This is a genomic window from Stenotrophomonas sp. Pemsol (genome assembly GCF_003586545.1).
GTDB lineage: Bacteria > Pseudomonadota > Gammaproteobacteria > Xanthomonadales > Xanthomonadaceae > Stenotrophomonas > Stenotrophomonas sepilia.
Genome location: NZ_CP025780.1, coordinates 2,384,108 through 2,406,166, shown reverse-complemented (window position 1 = coordinate 2,406,166; position 22,059 = coordinate 2,384,108). Strand labels below are relative to the sequence as shown.

The 22,059-nt window shown below is 66.8% G+C and carries 16 protein-coding genes; 8 read left to right on the top strand and 8 right to left on the bottom strand.

The window, feature by feature from the left end:
• Window positions 1-111 precede the first annotated feature (111 nt).
• The 7 genes from PEM_RS11225 to PEM_RS11195 all read left to right on the top strand — a co-directional run bounded on the left by PEM_RS11225 (window position 112) and on the right by PEM_RS11195 (window position 8,539).
• On the top strand, window positions 112-654 hold the full coding sequence (locus tag PEM_RS11225) for a GNAT family N-acetyltransferase (protein ID WP_005417537.1): 543 nt from the start codon (window positions 112-114) through the stop codon (window positions 652-654).
• A 175-nt stretch (window positions 655-829) separates the two neighbouring features.
• Window positions 830-1,486, top strand: a complete 657-nt coding sequence (locus PEM_RS11220) for a glutathione S-transferase family protein (RefSeq protein WP_032954328.1) — start codon at window positions 830-832, stop codon at window positions 1,484-1,486.
• Between the two features lie 61 nt (window positions 1,487-1,547).
• Entirely contained in the window at window positions 1,548-3,827 is a 2,280-nt protein-coding gene (locus tag PEM_RS11215) for a transketolase C-terminal domain-containing protein (RefSeq protein ID WP_065186071.1), read from the top strand.
• Window positions 3,828-3,830: 3 nt separating this feature from the next.
• Complete coding sequence (gene asnB / locus PEM_RS11210) at window positions 3,831-5,774, top strand: asparagine synthase (glutamine-hydrolyzing) (RefSeq protein ID WP_065196647.1); 1,944 nt, start codon at window positions 3,831-3,833, stop codon at window positions 5,772-5,774.
• A gap of 66 nt (window positions 5,775-5,840) precedes the next feature.
• Window positions 5,841-6,401, top strand: coding sequence for an NAD(P)H-dependent oxidoreductase (locus PEM_RS11205; RefSeq protein ID WP_049410520.1), 561 nt, complete (start codon window positions 5,841-5,843; stop codon window positions 6,399-6,401).
• 247 nt (window positions 6,402-6,648) lie between these two features.
• Entirely contained in the window at window positions 6,649-8,079 is a 1,431-nt protein-coding gene (locus tag PEM_RS11200) for a replicative DNA helicase (protein WP_005417526.1), read from the top strand.
• A 247-nt stretch (window positions 8,080-8,326) separates the two neighbouring features.
• The gene (locus tag PEM_RS11195) at window positions 8,327-8,539 is read left to right on the top strand and encodes a hypothetical protein (RefSeq protein ID WP_005417525.1); all 213 of its coding nucleotides are present in this window, start codon (window positions 8,327-8,329) and stop codon (window positions 8,537-8,539) included.
• Between the two features lie 368 nt (window positions 8,540-8,907).
• Here PEM_RS11195 and lpdA read toward each other — a convergent pair whose 3' ends face one another.
• The 6 genes from lpdA to purB form a co-directional block, all read right to left on the bottom strand.
• Window positions 8,908-10,344, bottom strand: coding sequence for a dihydrolipoyl dehydrogenase (gene lpdA / locus PEM_RS11185; RefSeq protein WP_005417523.1), 1,437 nt, complete (start codon window positions 10,342-10,344; stop codon window positions 8,908-8,910).
• Between the two features lie 63 nt (window positions 10,345-10,407).
• On the bottom strand, window positions 10,408-11,607 hold the full coding sequence (gene sucB / locus PEM_RS11180) for a dihydrolipoyllysine-residue succinyltransferase (protein WP_053499860.1): 1,200 nt from the start codon (window positions 11,605-11,607) through the stop codon (window positions 10,408-10,410).
• Window positions 11,608-11,647: 40 nt separating this feature from the next.
• A complete protein-coding gene (locus tag PEM_RS11175) occupies window positions 11,648-14,479 on the bottom strand; it encodes a 2-oxoglutarate dehydrogenase E1 component (RefSeq protein WP_005417518.1) in 2,832 nt (943 codons plus the stop codon).
• 186 nt (window positions 14,480-14,665) lie between these two features.
• The gene (locus tag PEM_RS11170; protein ID WP_111174699.1) at window positions 14,666-15,562 is read right to left on the bottom strand and encodes a GNAT family N-acetyltransferase; all 897 of its coding nucleotides are present in this window, start codon (window positions 15,560-15,562) and stop codon (window positions 14,666-14,668) included.
• A gap of 9 nt (window positions 15,563-15,571) precedes the next feature.
• Window positions 15,572-16,984: a cupin domain-containing protein gene (locus PEM_RS11165; protein ID WP_119706102.1), complete on the bottom strand. Its 1,413-nt coding sequence runs from the start codon at window positions 16,982-16,984 to the stop codon at window positions 15,572-15,574.
• A 715-nt stretch (window positions 16,985-17,699) separates the two neighbouring features.
• Complete coding sequence (gene purB / locus PEM_RS11160; RefSeq protein WP_111174683.1) at window positions 17,700-19,067, bottom strand: adenylosuccinate lyase; 1,368 nt, start codon at window positions 19,065-19,067, stop codon at window positions 17,700-17,702.
• Window positions 19,068-19,358: 291 nt separating this feature from the next.
• On the opposite strand from purB, the gene PEM_RS11155 reads away from it, so the two are divergent.
• Window positions 19,359-20,786: a class II fumarate hydratase gene (locus tag PEM_RS11155; protein WP_111174684.1), complete on the top strand. Its 1,428-nt coding sequence runs from the start codon at window positions 19,359-19,361 to the stop codon at window positions 20,784-20,786.
• Window positions 20,787-20,894: 108 nt separating this feature from the next.
• Here PEM_RS11155 and PEM_RS11150 read toward each other — a convergent pair whose 3' ends face one another.
• Both PEM_RS11150 and PEM_RS11145 read right to left on the bottom strand, forming a co-directional pair.
• Window positions 20,895-21,320 (bottom strand): hypothetical protein, encoded by a 426-nt coding sequence (locus PEM_RS11150; RefSeq protein WP_032953534.1) that lies wholly within the window; start codon window positions 21,318-21,320, stop codon window positions 20,895-20,897.
• Window positions 21,321-21,426: 106 nt separating this feature from the next.
• Window positions 21,427-22,032 (bottom strand): hypothetical protein, encoded by a 606-nt coding sequence (locus PEM_RS11145; RefSeq protein WP_111178808.1) that lies wholly within the window; start codon window positions 22,030-22,032, stop codon window positions 21,427-21,429.
• Window positions 22,033-22,059 lie beyond the last annotated feature (27 nt).

Below are 22,059 nucleotides of genomic sequence, written 5' to 3'. Positions count from 1 at the left end.
CTGCACCCGACGGGCCGGCTCATGCCGGCCCGTTTCGTTGTGCGCACGGGCATTCATCCGTGGGCAAAGGGAATCGACCATGATGGACGCCCCCTTCGACAAGGAGTCGGCATGAGCATCTTCGACCTGCGCCTGGAAACCGAGCGGCTGATCCTGCGCCCGCTGCTGCGCGAGGACTACGAACCGTACCTGGCATTCTGTGCCGACGAGGAAACGATGCGCACCCTGGGGGGTGTTCAACCGCCCTCAGTGGCATGGCGCGGCTTCTGCAGCCTGGCCGGCGCCTGGCAGCTGTTCGGCTTCTCGATGTTCAGCGTGATCGAGAAATCCAGCGGTGACTGGATCGGCCGGATGGGACCGTGGCAGCCGCAGGACTGGCCTGGAACCGAGGTCGGCTGGGGTATTCGGCATGCCAGCTGGGGCCGGGGCTATGCACCCGAAGCGGCGGTTGCCGCCATCGACTGGGCGTTCGACACGCTGGGCTGGGACGAGGTGATCCACACCATCGCCGAGAACAACGACAACTCGAGGGCGGTCGCGCGCAAGCTGGGCAGCACGCTGCTGCGCATGGGCGAATTGCCACCGCCGTACAACGACAAGCCGATGCAGATCTGGGGCCAGTCGCGAGAACAGTGGCGGCAGCGCGTGCGCTGAGCGTTGCCGGTAGTGCCGGCCGCTGGCCGGCAACCTCGATGTGGCAGGATTCGTGCGATTGCCGGCCAGCGGCCAGCGTTACCGTGTTGCCATGCTGCATCCGCGCTTGGCATTCACCGGCGGGCTTGCCAGACTGCGTGCAGCTGGCCGCCGGCCGGATCCGAGGAAGCAGGCAATGGTGGAAGAGCGCGTCCCGTTGACGGTGCATGGCATGTCGGTGTCCGGCAATTGCCACAAGGTCCGCCTGCTGCTGGAGCAGCTCGGCAGCCGCTACCGCTGGGTGGAAGTGGACAGTGCCCATGGCCAGACCCACACCGCCGAGTTCCTTGCGCTCAATCCCAACGCCAAGGTGCCGTTGATCGTCCGCGACGATGGCCGCGTGTTGACTGAATCCAATGCGATCCTGTTCTGGTTGGCCGAAGGGACGCCCTACCTGCCTACCGACGGTTGGGAACGCGCGCAGGCATTGAGCTGGATGTTCTTCGAGCAGTACACGCACGAGCCATGCGTGGCGGTAGCGCGCTTCATCCGCGGCTGGACACCGCCCGATTCACCGCGCCGTGCTGAACTGCCACGCCTGCACGAGCGCGCCGCCACCGCGCTGGCGGTGATGGAGCAGCACCTGCGCGAAGCGCAGTGGTTCACCGGCAGCGCATACGGTATCGCCGACATTGCGCTGTTCGCCTATACCGACGTCGCAGGCGAGGGCGGCATCAGCCTGGCGCCCTTCCCGGAAGTGCGCGCCTGGCTGCAGCGCGTGCGCGCGCAGCCGCGCTTCGTGGCGATGCCAGCGGTGACCGCCGAGGTGCGCGCGCGTTTCGAGGCTGCCTGATCCCACAGGGTAGCGCCCGGCGTTGCCGGGTGGAATGCAACAACGACACGGAGGGTGTTCGATGTTTGCTGTGGTCCCAGATCCGATTCCTGCGCGCATGCGCGTGCTCAACCGCGCCGAAGTGTGCGACGCCAATTTCCTCGACGCGGTGCGTGGCTGGCGAGGCACACCGCGCGCACGTCCTGCACCGGACGCGCCGATCCTGCCGGGCAGCTCGCTCAGCGCTGCGGCCTTCGGTGAGCTGTTCGATTCCCAGCTGGCCAGCCGCCAGCTGGACCTGATGGCGCGCGTATTGCGCGTGCAGAACAAGGTCTTCTATACCATCGGGTCGTCCGGCCATGAAGGCAACGCGCTGCTGGCGCGGGCCTGCCGGCATACCGACCCCGCATTCCTGCACTATCGCTCCGGCGCCTTCATGGTCGAGCGCTCGCGCCAGGTGCCGGGCATCGACCCGTTGCGCGATGCGGCGCTTTCATTCGCGGCCAGCGCCGATGACCCGGCCAGTGGCGGCCGGCACAAGGTGTGGGGCAGCAAGCCATTGTGGGTATTGCCGCAGACCTCGACCATCGCCTCGCACCTGCCGAAAGCGCTGGGCACCGCGCTGGCCATCGAGAGTGGCAAGCGGCTGGGCCATGCGCTTCCCATTCCGGCCGACAGCATCGTGCTGTGCTCGTTCGGCGACGCCTCGGCCAACCATGCCACTGCGCAGACCGCATTCAACACCGCGATGTGGGCGGCCTACCAGAAACTGCCGGCGCCAATCCTGTTCGTCTGCGAGGACAACGGGCTGGGCATCTCGGTGAAGACGCCGGACGGCTGGATTGCCGAGCGCTTCAGCCACCAGCCAGGGCTGGACTATTTCTTTGCCGATGGCCTCGACCTGGCCACTGGGCACGCCCAGGTGCAGGCCGCAGTGGACCACTGCCGGCGGACGCGGCGACCGACCTTCCTGCATCTGCGCACCACGCGCCTGATGGGCCACGCCGGCACCGACTTCGAGGTGGAATGGCGTGCATTGCCGGAATTGTGCGCGGCCGAGGCACAGGATCCGCTGTTGCGCTCGGCGCAGATCGCGCTGGAATCGGGCTGGATGGATGCAGGCGCCATCGAAGTGGCCTACGAGACGATGCGCGCGCGCTGCATGGCCGCCGCTGCCGATGCCGAAGGCCGTGCGAAGCTGCAGTCGCTGCAGGAGGTCATGGCGCCATTGGCACCCTATACGCCCGCAGCGGTGCAGGCCGAAGCCCGGCGCGAGGTCGCCGACGAAGCGCGCGAGGCACTCTATGGCGGTACCGAGGCCTTGCCGGAACGACAGGCGCCACGGCATCTCGCGATCCAGATCAACCACGGCCTGCTGGAACTGCTTGCGAAGTATCCGCAGAGCCTGCTGTTCGGCGAGGACGTGGCTCAGAAGGGCGGTGTCTACACCGTCACCAAGGATCTGCTGCGCCGCTTCGGTCCACGCCGGGTGTTCAACACGCTGCTGGATGAAACCATGATCCTGGGCATGGCGCAGGGCCTGGCCAACCTGGGCATGCTGCCGATTCCGGAGATCCAGTACCTGGCCTACCTGCACAACGCCATCGACCAGCTGCGTGGTGAAGCCTGTTCGCTGCAGTTCTTCTCCAACGACCAGTACCGCAACCCGATGCTGGTGCGGGTGGCCGGGCTGGGCTATCAGAAGGGTTTCGGCGGGCACTTCCACAACGACAACTCGATCACCGCGTTGCGCGACATCCCCGGGCTGGTGGTCGGCTGCCCCTCGCGCGGTGACGATGCGGTGATGATGCTGCGCACGCTGGCCGCATTGGCGCGGGTGGATGGGCGCGTGGCGGTGTTCCTGGAGCCGATCGCGCTGTACATGAGCAAGGACCTGCACGAAGCAGGGGATGGCCAGTGGCTGTTCGACTACCCGGCACAGGGCCAGGCGCTGGTGCCGGGCGAGGGCCGGGTGTATGCACCAGAGGCCGGAGACCTGGTGATCTACACCTATGGCAATGGCGTGCCGATGGCGTTGCGCGCGGCGCGGGCGATCGAGCAGCAGCTGGGCTGGCAGGTGCGGGTGGTCGACCTGCGCTGGCTGGTACCGTTGGATGCCGGCTTCATCGCGGCCCAGGCCGCGAGCGCGCGGCGGGTGCTGGTGCTGGACGAAGGCCGCCACAGCGGCGGAGTGGGTGAGGGCGTGGTCACGGCACTGGTCGAGGCCGGCTTTGGTCACCTGCCGCTGCGCCGCGTCTGTGGCGCCGACACCTACACGCCGCTGGCAGGGGCAGCAATGTTCGGGCTTCCAAGCGACAATGCGGTGATTGGCGCCGCCCTCGACCTGGCGCAGGAACCCTGATGCATGTGTGGATTGGCGGGAATGTTGTTGCCGGCGCCGCTGGCGTCGGCCGAGGCGCTGCAGGCGCAGGCGCTGGCCATGGGCCAGGCGCTGCACCATCGCGGGCCGGATGATGGCGGCAGCTGGGTCGATGCCGAGGCGGGCATCGCGCTGGCGCATCGACGCCTTAGCATCCTCGACCTGTCCCCGCTGGGCCACCAGCCGATGGCCTCGGCGGACGGCCGCTACGTGATGGCCTACAACGGCGAGGTCTACAATTTCGCGGCCCTGCGTGAACAGCTGGAGCCGCTGGGGCACACCTTCCGCGGCCATTCCGACACCGAAGTACTGCTGGCGGCAATCCTGCAGTGGGGCGTCGAAGACACCCTGCAGCGCTGCAACGGCATGTTCGCCATCGCGCTGTGGGACCGTCAGGATCGTTGCCTGTGGCTGGCCCGCGACCGCGTCGGCAAGAAGCCGCTGTACTACGGCTGGGCCGGCGACACGCTGGTGTTCGGTTCGGAACTGAAGGCGCTCTGGCAACACCCGGCGTTCGACAACGACATCGACCGCGATGCGCTCACCTTGCTGCTGCGGCTGGATTACATCCCGGCGCCGCACAGTATCCACCAGCGCTGCTACAAGCTGATGCCGGGCCGGGTGCTGCGGCTGGATGCAGCGGCTGTGGCCGCAGGCGCCGCGGCACACCGCCCGGAGCAGGCGCAGCGCCCGTACTGGGATGCGCGCGCACGCATGCAGGCGGCGTTGGCCGCCCCGTTCCAGGGCCGCATCGAGGAGGCCGAGGAACAGCTGGATACGCTGCTGCGCGATGCGGTGGCGCTGCGCATGGTGGCCGACGTGCCGGTCGGCGTGTTCCTGTCCGGCGGCACGGACTCATCGCTGGTGGCAGCGCTGATGCAGGCGCAGAGCGGGCAGCCGGTGCATAGTTTCAGCATCGGCTTCACCGACTCGGGACATGACGAAGCTCCGCTGGCCAGGGAGCTGGCGGCTCATCTCGGCTGTGATCACACCGAGTTGTACGTCAGTGGCGCCGACGCGCTGGCGGTGGTGCCGCAGTTGCCGGCGATGTTCGATGAACCTTTTGCCGATGCGTCGCAGGTGCCGACCGCGCTGGTGGCACGGCTGGCACGGCAGGGCGTGACCGTCGCGCTGTCCGGCGACGGTGGCGATGAGCTGTTCTTCGGCTACACCCGCTATGTACGCGCGCTGCGCAACTGGCAGATGCTCGGACGCGTGCCGGGGCCGCTGCGGCGCTGGATGGGCGCTCGCTCGCAGCAGCAGGGCGAGGCCTCGCGGACCGGTGGCCTGGCGGCGCTGCTGGCCGAGACAGGCGCACGTGGCATCGGCGACGTCTACCGCAACCGCATCTCGCGCTGGCGCGACCCTGCCGCGGCGGTACCCGGTGCGCAGGCGGCCGGCAGCTTCTACGACCTGGCCGATCCGCTGCACGGCGCGGGGACACCGGCCGACGCGATGATGCTGGCCGATTTCGTGACCTACCTGCCCGATGACCTGTTGTGCAAGGTCGACCGGACCTCGATGGCAGTCAGCCTGGAGGCGCGCGCGCCATTGCTGGACTGGCGCGTGGCCGAGTTCGCCTGGTCGCTGCCGCTGGGCTTCAAGCGCAGTGAGACGACCAGCAAGGTGCTGCTCAAGCGCGTGCTGGGCCGTTACGTGCCGCATTCAATGGTGCACCGTCCCAAGCGCGGTTTTGGAGCACCGGTCAGTGACTGGTTGAAGGGCGACCTGCGACCCTGGGCAGAGGACCTGCTGCAGCCGGCGCGGCTGGAGCGTGAGGGCGTGCTGTCGGCGGCGGCGGTGCAGCCGCTGTGGCAGCAGTTCCTGGCGGGGCAGCGCAAGTGGCATACCCACTTGTGGAACGTGCTGATGTTCCAGGCCTGGCAGGCGCATTGGCGGCAGGCGCGGACCGGCGTGACCGGCGGCTGATCTTCACCGGATGGCACGGGCCTGGCGACTAGGCTGGGCCTCCCGCACCGTGAGGAGTATGTCCCGATGTCCGTCCCCACCATCGCCGTGTTCGTTGGCAGCCTGCGCAAGGATTCCTGCAACCGCAAGCTGGCCCATGCGCTGGAGAAGCTCGCCGGTGATCGCGCGCGCTTCCAGTACGTGCAGATCGGCGATCTGCCGTTGTACGACCAGGATTTCGACGCTGATTATCCGCCGCAGGGCACCCGGCTGAAGGATCAGGTGCGCGCCGCCGACGCGGTGCTGTTCGTGACACCCGAGTACAACCGGTCGGTGCCCGGCGTGCTCAAGAACGCCATCGATATCGGATCGCGCCCGTACGGTGACAGTGCGTTTGCCGGCAAGCCGGCGGCGGTGATCGGCGCCTCCATCGGCCAGATCGGTACCGCCGTGGCCCAGCAGCACCTGCGCAACAGCCTGGCCTTCCTGGACATGCATGTGCTGGGCCAGCCCGAGGCATTCATCCACTTCAAGGACGGCCTGATCGATGCCGATGGCACGATCCACAACGAAGGCACGCAGAAGTTCCTGCAGGGCTACGTGGACCGGTTCCTGGCGTTGATCGCAGTGCACGTCAAGGGCGATTGACGCCTGCGGGGTCAGAGTCCCCTGCGTCGCAGGGGATCCGACCCCAGGGCGTTGATCTGCGATAATGTCCCGCTCGGGCGCCGCAACGGCGCCCGTCGCAGGCAGTGCGACGCTTTCACGCCAGTCTGGCCAGGTACCGGCGGATATCCCCCGTTTTTCCACGGCTTATCCACAGGCTTGTCCATGGCTGCCGGGGTCGGCACATGCCTACACTCGTCTGGCCCACTTTTGCAGGAAACACCGCAGCATGTCCGCTCGTCCCGGCTTCCGTTCCAACCGCAGAGAGCGCGGTGATGGCTTCGATCGCGATCGCGACGAGTCGCGCATCGACCAGTTGCGGGTACCGCCCCATTCGGTGGAAGCCGAGCAGGCGGTGCTGGGGGGCCTGATGCTGGCGCCCGAGGCGTATGACCGTGTCAACGACCAGCTGACCGAAAGCGACTTCTATCGTCGCGATCACCAGATGATCTATCGTGCGATCCGCGAGCTGTCCGAGCGCGAACGGCCGTTCGACGCGGTGACGCTGGGCGAGTGGTTTGAATCGCAGGGCAAGATGGAACTGGTGGGTGACGGCGCCTACCTGATCGAACTGGCCAGTACCACGCCGTCAGCTGCCAACATCGTGGCCTACGCCGAGATCGTGCGCGACAAAGCGGTGCTGCGGCAGCTGATCCAGGTCGGCACCGACATCGTCAACGACGGTTTCCAGCCGGAGGGGCGTGACAGCAGCGAGCTGCTGGCCTCGGCGGAAAAGAGCGTGTTTGCAATCGCCGAACAGGGTGCGCGTGGCCGTACCGATTTCGTGGCCATGCCCGGTGCACTGAAGGATGCCTTCGAGGAGCTGCGCAACCGCTTCGAGAACGGCGGCAACATCACCGGCCTGCCGACCGGTTACAACGATTTCGACGCGATGACCGCTGGCCTGCAGCCGACCGACCTGATCATCCTCGCGGCGCGCCCGGCAATGGGCAAGACCACCTTCGCGCTGAACATCGCCGAGTACGCGGCGATCAAGTCGAAGAAGGGCGTGGCGGTGTTCTCGATGGAAATGTCGGCGTCGCAGCTGGCGATGCGCCTGATTTCCTCCAATGGACGCATCAACGCGCAGCGCCTGCGTACCGGCCAGCTGGAAGACGAGGACTGGAGCCGCGTCACCAGCGCGATCAAGATGCTGAAGGAAACCAAGATCTTCATCGACGACACGCCGGGCGTGTCGCCTGAAGTGCTGCGTTCCAAGTGCCGCCGCCTCAAGCGCGAGCATGACCTGGGCCTGGTGGTGATCGATTACCTGCAGCTGATGAGCGTGCCGGGCAACAGCGAGAACCGCGCGACCGAAATCTCGGAAATCTCGCGTTCGCTGAAGGGCCTGGCCAAGGAACTGAACGTGCCGGTGATCGCGCTGTCGCAGCTCAACCGCTCGCTGGAAACGCGTACCGACAAGCGCCCGGTGATGGCCGACCTTCGCGAATCGGGCGCAATCGAGCAGGACGCGGACATGATCGTGTTCATCTACCGCGACGACTACTACAACAAGGAAAACTCGCCGGACAAGGGCCTGGCCGAAATCATCATCGGCAAGCACCGTGGTGGCCCGACCGGCTCGTGCAAACTGAAGTTCTTCGGTGAGTACACCCGCTTCGACAACCTGGCCCACGACTCGGTCGGTTCGTTCGAATAGCGGTCATGCCGGCCGCTGGCCGGCAACCACCATCGGGCGCTGCAGAGCCAAGGCACCGGCAGGAGCTGCTGTCAGCGCGGGTTCCATGCGGTCGCCACGAAGCGCAGCCGGGCATGGGCGTGGCGTTGCACTGCGCTGGACCGGTTTCATCGCCGCCAGCCCGGTTTCGTCGCAAACTGTTTGCCGGCGCCAGGGCAGGGCGCCAAGGTGTCCGCAGGCGGCAGGGTGCCGTCCCAAGGAGACCGTGATGAAGACCCTGTTCGCGCTCGGTGTGTGGTGCCTGCTGTTCGTACTGTGCTGGCCGCTGGCGATCCTCGCCCTGATCGCCTGGCCGTTCGTGTGGCTGCTGAGCCTGCCGTTCCGACTGGTCGGCATCACCTTCTCGGCGCTGTTCGCCTTCCTGCGCGCGCTGTTCATGCTGCCGGCGCGCATGCTCGGTGGCCGGGCGGTGCCCGCATGAGGGCGGTGGTGCTGGTCGGTCTGGCCCTGTTGGCGGGCCCGCTACAGGCCGCTCCTCCAGCATCGCCTTCGGTGCGGCTGGAGCGCCAGCAGGCAGCCGGTGCTGACGAAGCGAATGCTGCTGGGGCGAAGGCTTCGACGGGGCCCGGGGACAGGGAGCGCTGCCGGGTAACGAAGGAATGGAAGGTCGGCGAGACGGTGGTGCAGCATCGGATCTGTGACGATCCACCGAAGAAGCCCGCTGGAAAGGTGTAGCGCCGAGCCCAATGCTCGGCGCTACAGGAAAATGAGCAACAAAAAACCCCGCCGAGGCGGGGCTTCTTGAATCCGGGTGAAGCCGGCCAGCGGCCGGCACTACCAGGTGGACGATCAGTTCGCTTTATGGATGGCGCGCTTGCTGACCGCCATCGCGGCGTCGTGGATCACTTCCGACAGCGACGGGTGGGCGTGGCAGATGCGGGCCAGGTCATCGGCCGAGCCGCTGAACTCCATGGTCAGCACGCCTTCGTGCACCAGTTCGGAGACGTTGGCGCCAACCAGGTGCATGCCGAGGATGCGATCGGTTTCGGCATGGGCCAGGATCTTCACGAACCCCGCCGGCTCGATCATCGCCACGGCACGGCCGTTGGCGGCGAACGGGAAGCTGCCGGCCTTGTACGGAATGCCCTCGGCCTTCAGCTGGGCTTCGGTCTTGCCGACCCAGGCCAGTTCCGGCTCGGTGTAGATGACCCACGGGATGGTGTCGAAGTTGACGTGGCCCGGCAGGCCGGCGATCAGCTCAGCCACCGCGATGCCTTCCTCGAAGCCCTTGTGCGCCAGCATCGGGCCGCGCACGCAGTCGCCGACCGCCCACACGCCGTTGACGCCGGTGTGGCAGTGCGCGTCGACTTCGATCTGGCCGCGCTCGTTGACCTTGACGCCGGTGCCTTCGGCCAGCAGGCCCTTGGTGGCGGCGCGACGGCCGACGGCCACCAGCAGCTTGTCCACGGTCAGGGTCTTTTCGCCTTCCGCGTCAGTGTAGGTGACGATGACTTCCTTCTTCTTGCCCTTGCCGGTGATCTCGGTCTTGGAAACCTTGGCATTGAGCTTGATGTCCAGGCCCTGCTTCTTGAATTCCTTGGCAGCGGCCTTGGCCACTTCGGCGTCGGCAGCCGCCAGGAACTCCGGCATGGCCTCAAGGATGGTGACTTCAGCGCCCAGGCGCTTCCACACGCTGCCCAGTTCCAGGCCGATCACGCCGGCACCGATCACCGCCAGGCGGTTCGGCACTTCGGTGAAGTCCAGGCCGCCGACGTTGTCGACGATGGTCTCGCCGTCGAACTTGGCGAACGGCAGTTCGATCGAATCCGAACCGGCCGCGATGATGACGTTGGTGCCCTTCAGCTCGACTTCCGAACCGTCGTGCTGCTTCACCTTGACCACGTTGCCGGGCTGCAGCTGGCCGAAGCCGTAGTAGGCGGCGACCTTGTTGGCCTTGAACAGCATGCCGATGCCGCCGGTGAACTGCTTGACGATCTTGTCCTTGCGGCCAATCATCGCCTCGACGTCGATCTTGGCATCCTTGAAGCTGATGCCGTGGTCGCCAAAGATGTGGCCCATGTTCCAGAACTGGCGCGAGGAATCGAGCAGCGCCTTGGACGGGATGCAGCCCACGCGCAGGCAGGTGCCGCCGAGGGCCGGCTTGCCGTCCTTGCCCAGCGCTGCGTCGATGCAGGCGGTCTTCAGGCCCAGCTGGGCCGCGCGGATGGCAGCGTGGTAACCGGCCGGGCCGGCACCGATGACGACGACGTCGAATTGTTCAGCCATTGAATTATTCCTTGATGCATTACCAGAACCCCTCCGCGCAGGCGCGGAGGGGCGGGAGGTTTCTTACAGGCCGAACAGCATGCGGCCCGGGTTTTCCAGCTGGTTCTTGATGTCCACCAGGAACTGCACCGAGTCCTTGCCGTCGATGATGCGGTGGTCGTAGGACAGCGCCAGGTACATCATCGGCGCGATCACGACCTGGCCGTTCTGGGCGATCGGACGCTCCTTGATGGCGTGCATGCCCAGGATGGCGCTCTGCGGCGGGTTGATGATCGGGGTCGACAGCAGCGAACCGAAGGTGCCGCCGTTGGTCACGGTGAAGGTGCCGCCCTGCAGTTCTTCCAGGCCCAGCTTGCCGTCACGTGCCTTCTTGGCGTAGTCGGCGATGGTCTTCTCGATGTCGGCGAACGACATGCGCTCGACGTTGCGCAGGACCGGCGTGACCAGGCCCTTCTCGGTCGACACGGCGATCGAGATGTCCGAGTAGCCGTGGTAGATGATGTCGTCGCCGTCGATCGAGGCGTTGACCAGCGGGAAGCGCTGCAGCGCGTTGGCAGCGGCCTTCACGAAGAAGCTCATGAAGCCCAGCTTGATGCCGTGGGCCTTGACGAACTCGTCCTGCAGTTCCTTGCGCGCCGCCGACACCTTGGACAGGTCGACTTCGTTGAAGGTGGTCAGCATGGCGGTGGAGTTCTTCGACTCCATCAGGCGCTCGGCGATGCGCTTGCGGATGCGGGTCATCGGCACGCGCTCTTCCGGACGTGCACCACCGGCCTTGCCGGCGCCGCCGTTGCGGGCGAAGTTGACGATGTCTTCCTTGGTCACTGCACCACGACGGCCGGTGCCGTCGACGTCGGCCGGGTTCACGCCTTCGGTGATGGCGGTGAAGCGGGCGCCCGGCGGCAGGGTGTCGGCGGCCGACTTGGCAGCCGGAGCCGGAGCGGCGGCTGCGGCCGGAGCAGCGGCGGCCGGTGCGGCTTCAGCCTTCTTCTCTTCAGCGGCCGGGGCCGGAGCCGCAGCTACGGCGCCTTCTTCGATGATCGCCACGACCTGGCTGGAGGTCACGGTATCGCCTTCCTTGAACTTGATTTCCTTCAGCACGCCGTCAACCGGCGACGGCACTTCCAGCACGACCTTGTCGGTTTCCAGGTCAAGCAGGTTTTCGTCGCGCTTGACGGCGTCGCCCACCTTCTTGTGCCAAGTGGCGATGGTGCCGTCGGCGACGGATTCGGGCAGTACCGGGGCTTTGACTTCGGTGGCCATTGCGGGAGCTTCCTGGTTTGTCTTCTAAATAGGGGGAGGATTATTCAGCGAACGTGTCGTTGAACGGGTTGACCAGTGCGTCGGCAATCAGCTGCTGCTGCTCGCGGACGTGGTCAGCCATGTGACCGGCAGCCGGCGACGCCGAACGTGCGCGACCGGCGTAGTGCAGGTTCTGGCCATCGGCCAGGCAGAACTGCAGGTGGTGGCGGATCTGGTACCACGCGCCCTGGTTCTGCGGTTCTTCCTGCGTCCACACCACGTCGGTGGCCTTGCCGTACTTCTTCAGCTCGGCAGCCAGCAGCGCACGCGGGAACGGATACAGCTGCTCCACGCGGATGATCGCCACGTCGTCCTGGCCACGCTTGGTCTGGTCTTCCAGCAGGTCGTAGTAGACCTTGCCCGAGCACAGCACCACGCGCTTGACCTTCTTGGCATCGGCATTGGCGTCGCCGATCAGGTGCTGGAACTCGCCATTGGCCAGTTCGTCCAGGGTCGACACGGCCAGCTTGTGGCGCAGCAGCGACTTCGGCGACATCACCACCAGCGGCTTGCGGGTGGTCATGTGCAGCTGGCGACGCAGCATGTGGAAGGCCTGGGCCGGGGTCGACGGCACGACAACCAGCATGTTCTCCAGGGCGCACAGCTGCAGGAAGCGCTCCAGGCGCGCCGAGCTGTGTTCCGGGCCTTGTCCTTCATAGCCATGCGGCAGCAGCAGGGTCAGGCCGGAAATGCGGCCCCACTTGGCTTCACCGGCGGCGATGAACTGGTCGATCACCACCTGGGCACCGTTGGCGAAGTCGCCGAACTGGCCTTCCCAGATGCACAGCGTGTTCGGATCGGTGGTGGAGAAACCGTACTCGTAGGCCATCACCGCTTCTTCGCTCAGCAGCGAGTCGATGACGGTGGCCTTCTCCGGCGAATCCACCAGCTGCCGCAGCGGCATGTAGTAGTTGTCGGTCTTCTGGTCGTGCAGGATCGCGTGGCGGTGCGTGAACGTACCGCGGCCGACGTCCTGGCCGACCAGGCGCAGTGCGTGACCTTCGTCGAGCAGGGTGGCGTAGGCCAGGTTCTCGGCAAAGCCCCAGTCGCCCGGAATCTCGCCGGCGGCCATCTTGCGGCGGTCGTCGTAGACCTTGGCCACGCGCGAGTGCAGCTGCACTTCGTCCGGGATGGTGTTGATCAGCTTGGCCAGCTCGACCAGCTTGTTCTTCTCGACCTTGGTCGAGACCGGGTCGGACAGCTTGCCTTCCAGCAGCTTCGGCCAATCGACGAACAGCGGGCTGCTCGGCGGGGTCTTCTCGACCTTGGCCAGCTCGGTGGTCACTTCACCGGCGTCCAGCTTCTCGCGGTAGGCATCGACCATGGCCTTGCCGGCACCGGCGGCGATCACGCCCGCCTTTTCCAGCTGCTCGGCATACATCTCGCGGGTGGTCGGGTGCTTGCGGATCACCTGGTACATCAGCGGCTGGGTGATCGCCGGCTCGTCGGCCTCGTTGTGGCCCCAACGGCGGTAGCACATCAGGTCGATGACCACGTCCTTGGCGAACTTCTGGCGGAACTCGAAGGCCAGCTGCGCGGCGAACACGACGGCTTCCGGATCATCGCCGTTCACGTGCAGCACCGGGGCGGCGATCATCTTCGCCACGTCGGTGGCATAGCGCGTGGAGCGCGTATCCAGCGGGTTGGAAGTGGTGAAGCCGACCTGGTTGTTGACCACGATGTGCACGGTGCCGCCGACGGCGAAGCCGCGGGCCTGCGACATCTGGAACAGCTCCATGACCACGCCCTGGCCGGAGAAGGCCGCGTCGCCGTGGATCAGGATCGGCATGACCTGCTTGCGTGCGGTGTCCTTGCGGCGCTCCTGGCGCGAACGCACGGAACCGGCCACGACCGGGTCGGCGATTTCCAGGTGCGACGGGTTGAACGCCAGCGCCAGGTGCACCGGGCCACCGTCGGTGGCCACGTCGGCGGAGAAGCCCATGTGGTACTTCACGTCGCCGGCCGACGCGTGCTCGTCGTGCTCGAACTTGCCTTCGAATTCGTCGAACAGCTTGCGCGGGTTCTTGCCCAGGGTGTTGACCAGCACGTTCAGGCGGCCGCGGTGGGCCATGCCGATCACCACGTCCTTGACGCCATCCTTGCCGGCGCTGCGGATGATGGTGTCCATCATCGGGATCAGCGAGTCGCCGCCTTCCAGCGAGAAGCGCTTCTGGCCGACGTACTTGGTGTGCAGGTAGCGCTCCAGGCCTTCGGCCGCGGTCAGGCGCTCCAGGGTGCGGCGCTGGGTGTCAGCGTCCAGCTGGTAGTTGCCACCGGCCGCTTCCAGCTTCTTGTAGATCCACTGGCGTTGCTCGACCTCGGAGATGTGCATGAACTCCGCACCGATCGAGCCAGTGTAGGTCGCCTTCAGGCGTGCGAGCAGGTCGCGCAGCTTCATGCGCGGCTGGCCGCCGACGCCGCCGGTGCTGAACTCGCTGTTGAGATCGGCATCGGACAGGCTGTGGAACGGCAGGCCCAGGTCCGGGGTGTTCACCGGCGCGGCCAGGCCCAGCGGATCGAGGCGGGCGTCCAGGTGGCCGCGCGAGCGGTAGGCGGTGATCAGACGACCGACATTGCGCTCGCGCTCGTCGCCCGCACCGGTGCCGGTGCCAGCTTTCAGCGCATCCTTGGCCGCGTCCGCGATGTGGGAGATGACGGCCGAGTGCGGAATGTCACCTGCTTCGCGGCCCTTGAAGCCGTCGAAGTAGGTTTTCCATTTGGGATCGACACTATCCGGGGAGACCAGGTACTGCTCGTACAGGTCCTCGACATAGGAGGCGTTGCCGCCGGCGAGTTGCGAAGATTGCGCAAACTGCTTCAGTTGATTGTCCACGATGGAGGGTGTTGATTCGCTTTGTGGGGTATGGCTTCAGAAGGACCCGGCAGGAAGATGAATAGCCCTGCGCGGGCGCGTTCAAACAGCCAAATTGTACCCCCAACGGGACACGAAGGGGCACCACTGCGGGCATCCCACGTCCGCCGGTGCCGGTTCCAGACAGGTTGGGTCAGCGGCGCCGGCTCAGATGCCGAGCGCGCGCAGTTCGCTGCAATCGCGCGAACGGTCCCAGACGCGCTGCAATTGCTGCCCGAACGGCTGCGAACGTGCCGGCAGCGCGATACCGGCCTCGCCGTCGAGGCGATGGCCGATCAGACGAAAGTAGAAGTCGCCCGCATCGTTGAGCAGGCAGGAAGAGGCCAGCGCGCGGTCGACCGGGTCGCTGACCTCGCGGAACTGGATCACGCTCGGCAAGCGCTGGGCCAGCGCCAGCAGCGGTGCCCCGGCAGAGGCGATCGCAGCGGCATCGTGCACGATCACCCGCAGCTGCTTGTCGTGGCGGGCGGTGACGAAGCGGCGCAGGGCGGCCTGCACCGGCGCCGCGTCGAGCAGTCCCGGGTCCAGCTGGCGGCTGTGCAGCCACAGCTGGCGGCGGGCGCGGTGGACGATGGCCGTGGTGATGGCCACCGCCTCGGCGCGGCGGTCGATCGCGCTGGTCGCGCCCAGCCGGCGGCGCATCTGCTGGTGGCCGATGCCGGCCTCCTCGAACGCCTCGCCTTCCGGCAGGAAGCCCTGGCGGGCATAGAAATCGCGGGCGGGCAGCTGGGCGTGCAGGTGCAGCTCGGCCATGCCGAGCCTGCGCCCGGCCTCGACCAGTGCCTCCAGCAGGGCCTCACCGACCCCGTGGCTGCGATGGCTGGCCAACACCGCCATGCGGCCGATGCGGCCGTCCGGGGCCAGCCGACCGGTGCCGACCGGCTGGTTGTCACTGTCCAGCGCCAGCACATGGGCGCTGAGCGGGTCCAGCGCATCGCGTTCCAGTTCGGCGGCGATGCCCTGTTCCTGCACGAACACGCGTTGGCGCACGTCGTGGATGGCAACGTGGGCGTCGGCGTGGCTGACCTGCTGGACCCGGATCATGGTGAGGGCTCAGGCCCGGCCAGTGCTGTCGTCTTCGTCGTCGTCCTCGAAGTTGACGATGACCTCGATACCGTCGTCGTGCACGGTCACGGAGTGGACATCGTCGGACACCGCGTCGGCGTCGATCGCGTCGACGCGGTCACGGCCTTCGACCACTTCGCCGAGGACCACGGCGTCTTCGCCGTCGTCCTCCTCTTCAGCGTCGTACACCTCGTTCGGATCGATCAGCTGGAACACGCCACCGACCAACAGCTGCTGGACCACCGCGCGGCCCTTGTCGGACAGGCCGCGATAGGCGGCGGCGTCGAGCTGCTCGGCGCCGGCCAGGCGCTGCGCGTCCTTCACCGGCAGCGCGAAGTCCTGGCCGCTGACGTACAGGCTGGCGCCGCGCTTGGCCCGGCGCCAGGCCAGGCGTGCCCACGGGTGGCGCTGCAGCAGCAGGCCGGAGGCCAGCGCCTGGACCACTTCCTCCGGTGCCGGTGCGGCCTGGTGGGCCATCACTTCGCCGGCGGCGCGGTAGGTGGTGATGAAGCGACCGAACCAGTCACCCAGCTTGTCCGGGTCGTTCATGCGGATGGCGTTGAGCGCGGTGATCACCCGCGCCATCGCCACCGTGTCGATTTCGTTCGGGTCGGCCGGCACCTTGAGGTCGGCATCCTGGTAACGGATGTTCTCGTCGGCATCGGCGATCAGGGTGTCGAGGTAGTCGCTGATCAGCTCGGCCGAGGACGGCGCGCGCATGCCGAAGGAGAACGTCAGGCAGGGATCCTCGGCGACGCCGTGGTGCGGCACGTTCGGCGGCAGGTACAACATGTCGCCCGGCGCCAGCACCCAGTCGTGGGTCGGCTTGAACACCTTCAGCAGCTTCAGTTCCACGTCCGGGCGGAAGCCCAGCGGCGGCTGCTTGCCCTTGATCGATTCGCTGGCGTCGATCTGCCAGCGGCGGTGGCCGTGGGCCTGCAGCAGGAACACGTCGTACTGGTCGACATGGGCGCCGACCGAGCCGCCGGTAGCGGCGAAGCTGATCATCACATCATCCATGCGCCAGCGCGGCAGGAAGCTGAAGTGCTCGATCAGGGCGCGCACATCCGGGTCCCACTTGTCCACGTCCTGCACCAGCAGGGTCCAGTCGTGGTCGGGCAGGGCGGGGAACACGTCTTCCTGGAACGGGCCGGTGCGCACGCGCCAGCCGTCCTGGGTCTTGTCGTGCTCGATCAGGCGCGCAAGCACGCCTTCCTCGCAGGCCAGCCCGGCCAGGTCTTCCGGCTGCACCGGGGTCTGGAAGTTGGGGAAGGCGTTGCGGATCAGCAGCGGGCGTTTCTGCCAGAAGTCGCGCAGGAAGGTGGCCGGCGCCATGCCCAGCGGCTGGCCGGGGCGGGCGGTGACTTCGATGAGGGGGGCGGAGGACTTGCGGGCGGCCATGGGGGGGAATCCTTGCAGCGGAAAGCGGGAGGGGCGGCGTGGCGGGCCGCCAAGATCTCCATTGTCCGCCGTTCGTGGGGATTGCGCACGTGTGGTGGTTTGTCGCGGGGTTCCGGCCAACGGCGGAGCCCCTCGTGGCGACATCTTGGTAGGGTCGACTGTTAGTCGACCGGCTTCATGGGTTTGGCCGGGCGGGTGGGCTGCGCGGGGGACGCTGCAAGCACGTCCCCCCCGCGCAGCCCACCCGCCCGGCCCCTGACAGTTTCCTGCGTGGCCCGCCACGGAATGGAAGAGGAAAATCAAAGGCAAAAGCGGGTCGCGCGCTGCGCTTGCTCATGCCCTTGTAGAGCCGAGCCCACGCTCGGCTTGCTTTTGCCCACGCGAAAATCAGCCGAGCATGGGCTCGGCTCTACAAAACCTCCGCAAACAAAGAGGGACGCGGCGAAGCCGCGTCCCTCTTTCAAATTCCGTCCCGACAACCCAATGCTCTTCGATCCGTCACCGGAAACCTGTCAGAGGTGGGGCGGGTTGGGTTCGCGGGGGTGTCCGCGGCATGGATGCCGCGGCCAAGCCTCCACGGACGGATTCACGGCGTCCCCCGCGAACCCAACCCGCCCCGCCAAGCGAGGCAGTAACCCAGAGCCGCCTTTGACGTTGCAGTTGCAGTTAAGCCTGCCGCAGGCAGCGCCCGCGGCCGCCGCCGCAAGCAAACCCCTTAGATCTTCTTTGCCAGCGCCTCGGCCAGACCGGTGTAGCTGCCCGGGGTCATCTCGAGCAGACGCTGCTTCGCATCCGTCGGCAGCTCCAGCCCCTGCACGAACGCACGCATCGACTCGGCCGTGATCCCCTGGCCGCGGGTCAGCGCCTTCAGCTGCTCGTACGGGTTTGGCAGGCCATGGCGGCGCATCACCGTCTGCACGGCCTCGGCCAGCACTTCCCAGGCCGCGTCCAGATCCGCATCCAGGCGCTGCGGGTTCACCTCCAGCTTGCCCAGGCCCTTGGCCAGCGAATCCAGTGCCACCTGGCTGTGGCCGAACGCCGTGCCCAGCGCACGCAGCACGGTGGAATCGGTCAGGTCACGCTGCCAGCGGCTGATCGGCAGCTTCGCGCTGAAGTGCTCGAACAGGGCGTTGGCGATGCCGAAATTGCCTTCCGCATTCTCGAAGTCGATCGGATTGACCTTGTGCGGCATCGTCGACGAGCCGACTTCGCCTTCCTTCAGGCGCTGCTTGAAGTAGCCCAGCGAGATGTAGCCCCAGATGTCGCGGGCCAGGTCGATCAGGATGATGTTGGCGCGGCGTGCGGCATCGCCGATCTCGGCCACGTTGTCGTGCGGCTCGATCTGCGTGGTGTACGGGTTGAATACCAGGCCCAGGCCGGTCACGAAGCGCTCGGCGAAGGCAGGCCAGTCCACGTCCGGGTAGCTGGCGATGTGGGCGTTGTAGTTGCCGACCGCACCGTTGATTTTGCCGGTCAGTTCGACCGCGGCAATCTGCCTGCGCTGGCGCTCCAGGCGCGCGACCACGTTGGCCAGTTCCTTGCCCAAGGTGGTCGGCGAGGCGGTCTGGCCGTGGGTGCGCGACAGCATCGGCTGGCCGGCCTGGGCGTGGGCCAGGCTGCGCAGGGTGCTGGCGATGCCGTCCAGGGTCGGCAGCAGCACTTCACGGCGGGCCTGTTCCAGCATCAGGCCGTAGCTGAGATTGTTGATGTCTTCGCTGGTGCAGGCGAAATGCACGAATTCCATCGCCGGAGCCAGCTCGGCGTCGTCCTTCAGCTGTTCCTTGATGAAGTACTCCACCGCCTTGACGTCATGGTTGGTGGTGCGCTCGATCTCCTTCACGCGTGCAGCCTGGGCCGGGCTGAAGCTGGCGGCCAGGGCGCGCAGGCGGGCGACGGCGGCGTCGGAGAACGGGGCCAGTTCGACGATGCCCGGCTCGGCGGCCAGCGCCAGCAGCCATTCCACCTCGACCGTGATGCGGGCCTTGATCAGGCCGTACTCGGAGAAGATCGGGCGCAGGGCGTCGACCTTGCCGGCATAGCGGCCATCGAGCGGGGACAGGGCGAGCAGGGCGGAATCGGACATGTCGGCAGGGCTGGGGCGAGCGGCGGGGGCCATATTCTACGACGTGCCGGTCAGGTAGTGCCGGCCGCTGGCCGGCAACCACGCCCGGCCTACGCTTCCATGGTGCCGGCCAGCGGCCGGCACTACCCCTGCGCGTGCACAACGGCCGTGCAGACGGAACGATCTGGCCCGCGCTCGTCATCCCACGCTGCGGGCAAGGGAGTATCGTTGGCGCAGCCGCCAGCCCGGGAAGCGACACCCTGCCAGCCGCCGCTTCCCTTTCCCCAACTGAAGTAGTGCGGAGTTGATGCAATGAGCAAAGCTGCAAGCAAGGGTTTCAGAATCGAACACGACAGCATGGGCGAGCTGCAGGTGCCTGCCGACGCCCTGTGGGGCGCGCAGACCCAGCGTGCCGTGCAGAACTTCCCGGTGTCGGGCCAGCGCATGCCGCGCGGTTTCATCCGTGCCTTGGGCCTGATCAAGGGCGCCGCCGCGGGCGTCAACGCGGAGCTGGGCCATCTGCCGAAGAACGTGGCCAAGGCCATCCAGACCGCTGCCGCCGAAGTGGCCGCCGGCAACTGGGATGCGCAGTTCCCGATCGATGTCTACCAGACCGGTTCGGGCACGTCGTCGAACATGAATGCCAATGAGGTCATCGCCACACTGGCCAACCGTGCCGGCAAGGCGGGCAAGACCGCCGTGCACCCCAATGACCACGTCAACCAGGGGCAGAGCTCCAACGACGTGATTCCGACCGCGCTGCGCGTGTCGGCGGTGTTGGCGACGCATGAGCAGCTGCTGCCGGCGCTGGTGCACCTGCGCAAGACCCTGGACAAGAAGGGCCGCAGCCTGCGCAAGGTGGTCAAGACCGGCCGTACCCACCTGATGGACGCGATGCCACTGACCTTCGAGCAGGAGTTCGGCGCATGGTCGGCACAGCTGGCCTCGGCGCAGGAGCGGATCGAAGACAGCCTCAGGCGCGTGCGCCGCCTGCCGCTGGGTGGCACCGCCATCGGCACCGGCATCAATGCCGACCCGCGCTTCGGCGCGCAGGTGGCCAAGGCACTGAAGCAACAGACCGGTTTCAAGTTCGACAGCGCCGAGAACAAGTTCGAGGGCCTGGCCGCGCAGGATGATGCCGTGGAACTGTCGGGCCAGCTCAATGCACTGGCCGTGGCGCTGATCAAGATCGCCAATGATCTTCGCTGGATGAATGCCGGTCCGCTGGCCGGGCTGGGCGAGATCGAACTGCCGGCGCTGCAGCCGGGCAGCTCGATCATGCCGGGCAAGGTCAACCCGGTGATTCCGGAAGCGACCGTGATGGCCTGCGCGCAGGTGATCGGCCACCACACGGCAATCACCGTGGCCGGGCAGACCGGAAACTTCCAGCTCAACGTCACCCTGCCGCTGATCGCGGTGAACCTGCTCGATGGCATCGGCCTGCTGGCCAATGTGTCGCGGCTGCTGGCCGACAGCGCGATCGCCGGGTTGAAAGTGCGCGAGGACCGTGTGGCCGAAGCGCTGGCGCGCAATCCGATCCTGGTCACGGCATTGAATCCGATCATCGGCTACGAGAAGGCCGCGGCCATCGCCAAGCGTGCCTACAAGGAACAGCGCCCGGTGTTGGACGTGGCACTGGAAGACAGCGGGCTGGAGGAGGCCGAATTGCGGCGCCTGCTGGATCCGACCGCACTGACCGCAGGTGGCATCCAGGCTGGCGGTGGTGGCGCCGGCGGTTGATCTGCTGGTTGTAGAGCCGAGCCCATGCTCGGCTCAGGTTCCGGGCAGCAGCCGAGCATGGGCTCGGCTCTACAAAAGGAAACGCCGCCCAGGGGCGGCGTTTCTGCTTCAGCGACGGTCGGCGACGATGTTGCCGAACGTGTCGGTGTAATCCTTGAACTCGGGTATGCGCTGGACCAGGTCCGCCGGAATCACTTCCATGCCCTCTGGCGGCTGGATCTTCACCGGTTGCATGTTGGGATCGGCCGGGGCGGCGACCAGGGTGTTCTGGCGCAGCACCTGCAGCCTGCCGAACATCGTCTGCAGCATCTGCTTCTGCCCTTCGTCCAGCGGGATCTGGATCTCGTCCACCTTCATCGTGCCATCGCCGAGGATGATGATGTTCGGTGCCGGCGGGCGACGCACGGTCACCATGCCTTCGCTGACGGAAATCTTGGGCTTGCCGCGCTCGGCGCGGTGGTTGCGGTAATCCTTGTCACAGCCGACCAGGCCCAGGCAGAGCAGGGCGGCCAGCAGCAGGAACAACTTCTTCATGGCATTCGGTTCGGGGGCGTCCGGGGCCGCCATTGTAAGCCGGTCGGCACGTGACGGCCGGCAGCGGGGCGCCGCTGCCGGCCGGGTGCGCTGATCTGTCACAGGCCTAGCGCTGGACCACGGTGTCCTTGCCGCAGTCGTCGACGTCACTCTGGTCCATTGTGGCGTAGGGCTTGAACGCGGGCAGCGATGCGGCCAGCGCCTGCTGGCTGGCCAGCATCGCCGGCATGCGGTTGCAGATGCGCTTGGCCTGGGCTTCGATCTTCTCCGCCTCGGCATTGATCCGCTTCTCGATGCCCTCGCTGTCGCCGCTGAAGATGCCCTTCAGGGCCTCTCCGGCAGCACTGGCGCCGAGCTTGGCACCGGCCAGGCCGACATCCATGCCATCCATTGCAATGGCGACCACGTGGCCGCGGTACTCCTGCAGTTGGCGGCGCTGGGTTTCGTTGGCGGCCACTTCCTTGCCGGCGATCAGCAGGCGGCCATCCGGGGTGATCTCGGCACGCGGCTGCTTGTCGGCCGAGATCTTGATGTTGCCCTGGGTGATGTCCTTGCGGGCATCGTCCATGGCCTCCTTGACAGTCTGGCCGACGCCGCTGGTGGCCTCGGCGACGCTCTTGCCGATGGTCTTGTCGGGTGCGGAAGAAGTGCCGCCGCAGGCGATCAGCGGCAGGCACAGCAGGGTGGCAGGCAGCACGCGCAGCAGATTCATGGCAGTTTCCTCGATCGATCCGTTAGC

Coding starts and splice junctions, on each gene's coding strand:
- PEM_RS11150 (WP_032953534.1), bottom strand. CDS start 21,320: ATGAAGAAGTTGTTCCTGCTGCTGGCCGCCCTGCTCTGCCTGGGCCTG.
- PEM_RS11215 (WP_065186071.1), top strand. CDS start 1,548: ATGTTTGCTGTGGTCCCAGATCCGATTCCTGCGCGCATGCGCGTGCTC.
- PEM_RS11145 (WP_111178808.1), bottom strand. CDS start 22,032: ATGAATCTGCTGCGCGTGCTGCCTGCCACCCTGCTGTGCCTGCCGCTG.
- PEM_RS11200 (WP_005417526.1), top strand. CDS start 6,649: ATGTCCGCTCGTCCCGGCTTCCGTTCCAACCGCAGAGAGCGCGGTGAT.
- PEM_RS11195 (WP_005417525.1), top strand. CDS start 8,327: ATGAAGACCCTGTTCGCGCTCGGTGTGTGGTGCCTGCTGTTCGTACTG.
- PEM_RS11205 (WP_049410520.1), top strand. CDS start 5,841: ATGTCCGTCCCCACCATCGCCGTGTTCGTTGGCAGCCTGCGCAAGGAT.
- asnB (WP_065196647.1), top strand. CDS start 3,831: ATGTGTGGATTGGCGGGAATGTTGTTGCCGGCGCCGCTGGCGTCGGCC.
- purB (WP_111174683.1), bottom strand. CDS start 19,067: ATGTCCGATTCCGCCCTGCTCGCCCTGTCCCCGCTCGATGGCCGCTAT.
- PEM_RS11155 (WP_111174684.1), top strand. CDS start 19,359: ATGAGCAAAGCTGCAAGCAAGGGTTTCAGAATCGAACACGACAGCATG.
- PEM_RS11220 (WP_032954328.1), top strand. CDS start 830: ATGGTGGAAGAGCGCGTCCCGTTGACGGTGCATGGCATGTCGGTGTCC.
- sucB (WP_053499860.1), bottom strand. CDS start 11,607: ATGGCCACCGAAGTCAAAGCCCCGGTACTGCCCGAATCCGTCGCCGAC.
- lpdA (WP_005417523.1), bottom strand. CDS start 10,344: ATGGCTGAACAATTCGACGTCGTCGTCATCGGTGCCGGCCCGGCCGGT.
- PEM_RS11170 (WP_111174699.1), bottom strand. CDS start 15,562: ATGATCCGGGTCCAGCAGGTCAGCCACGCCGACGCCCACGTTGCCATC.
- PEM_RS11225 (WP_005417537.1), top strand. CDS start 112: ATGAGCATCTTCGACCTGCGCCTGGAAACCGAGCGGCTGATCCTGCGC.
- PEM_RS11165 (WP_119706102.1), bottom strand. CDS start 16,984: ATGGCCGCCCGCAAGTCCTCCGCCCCCCTCATCGAAGTCACCGCCCGC.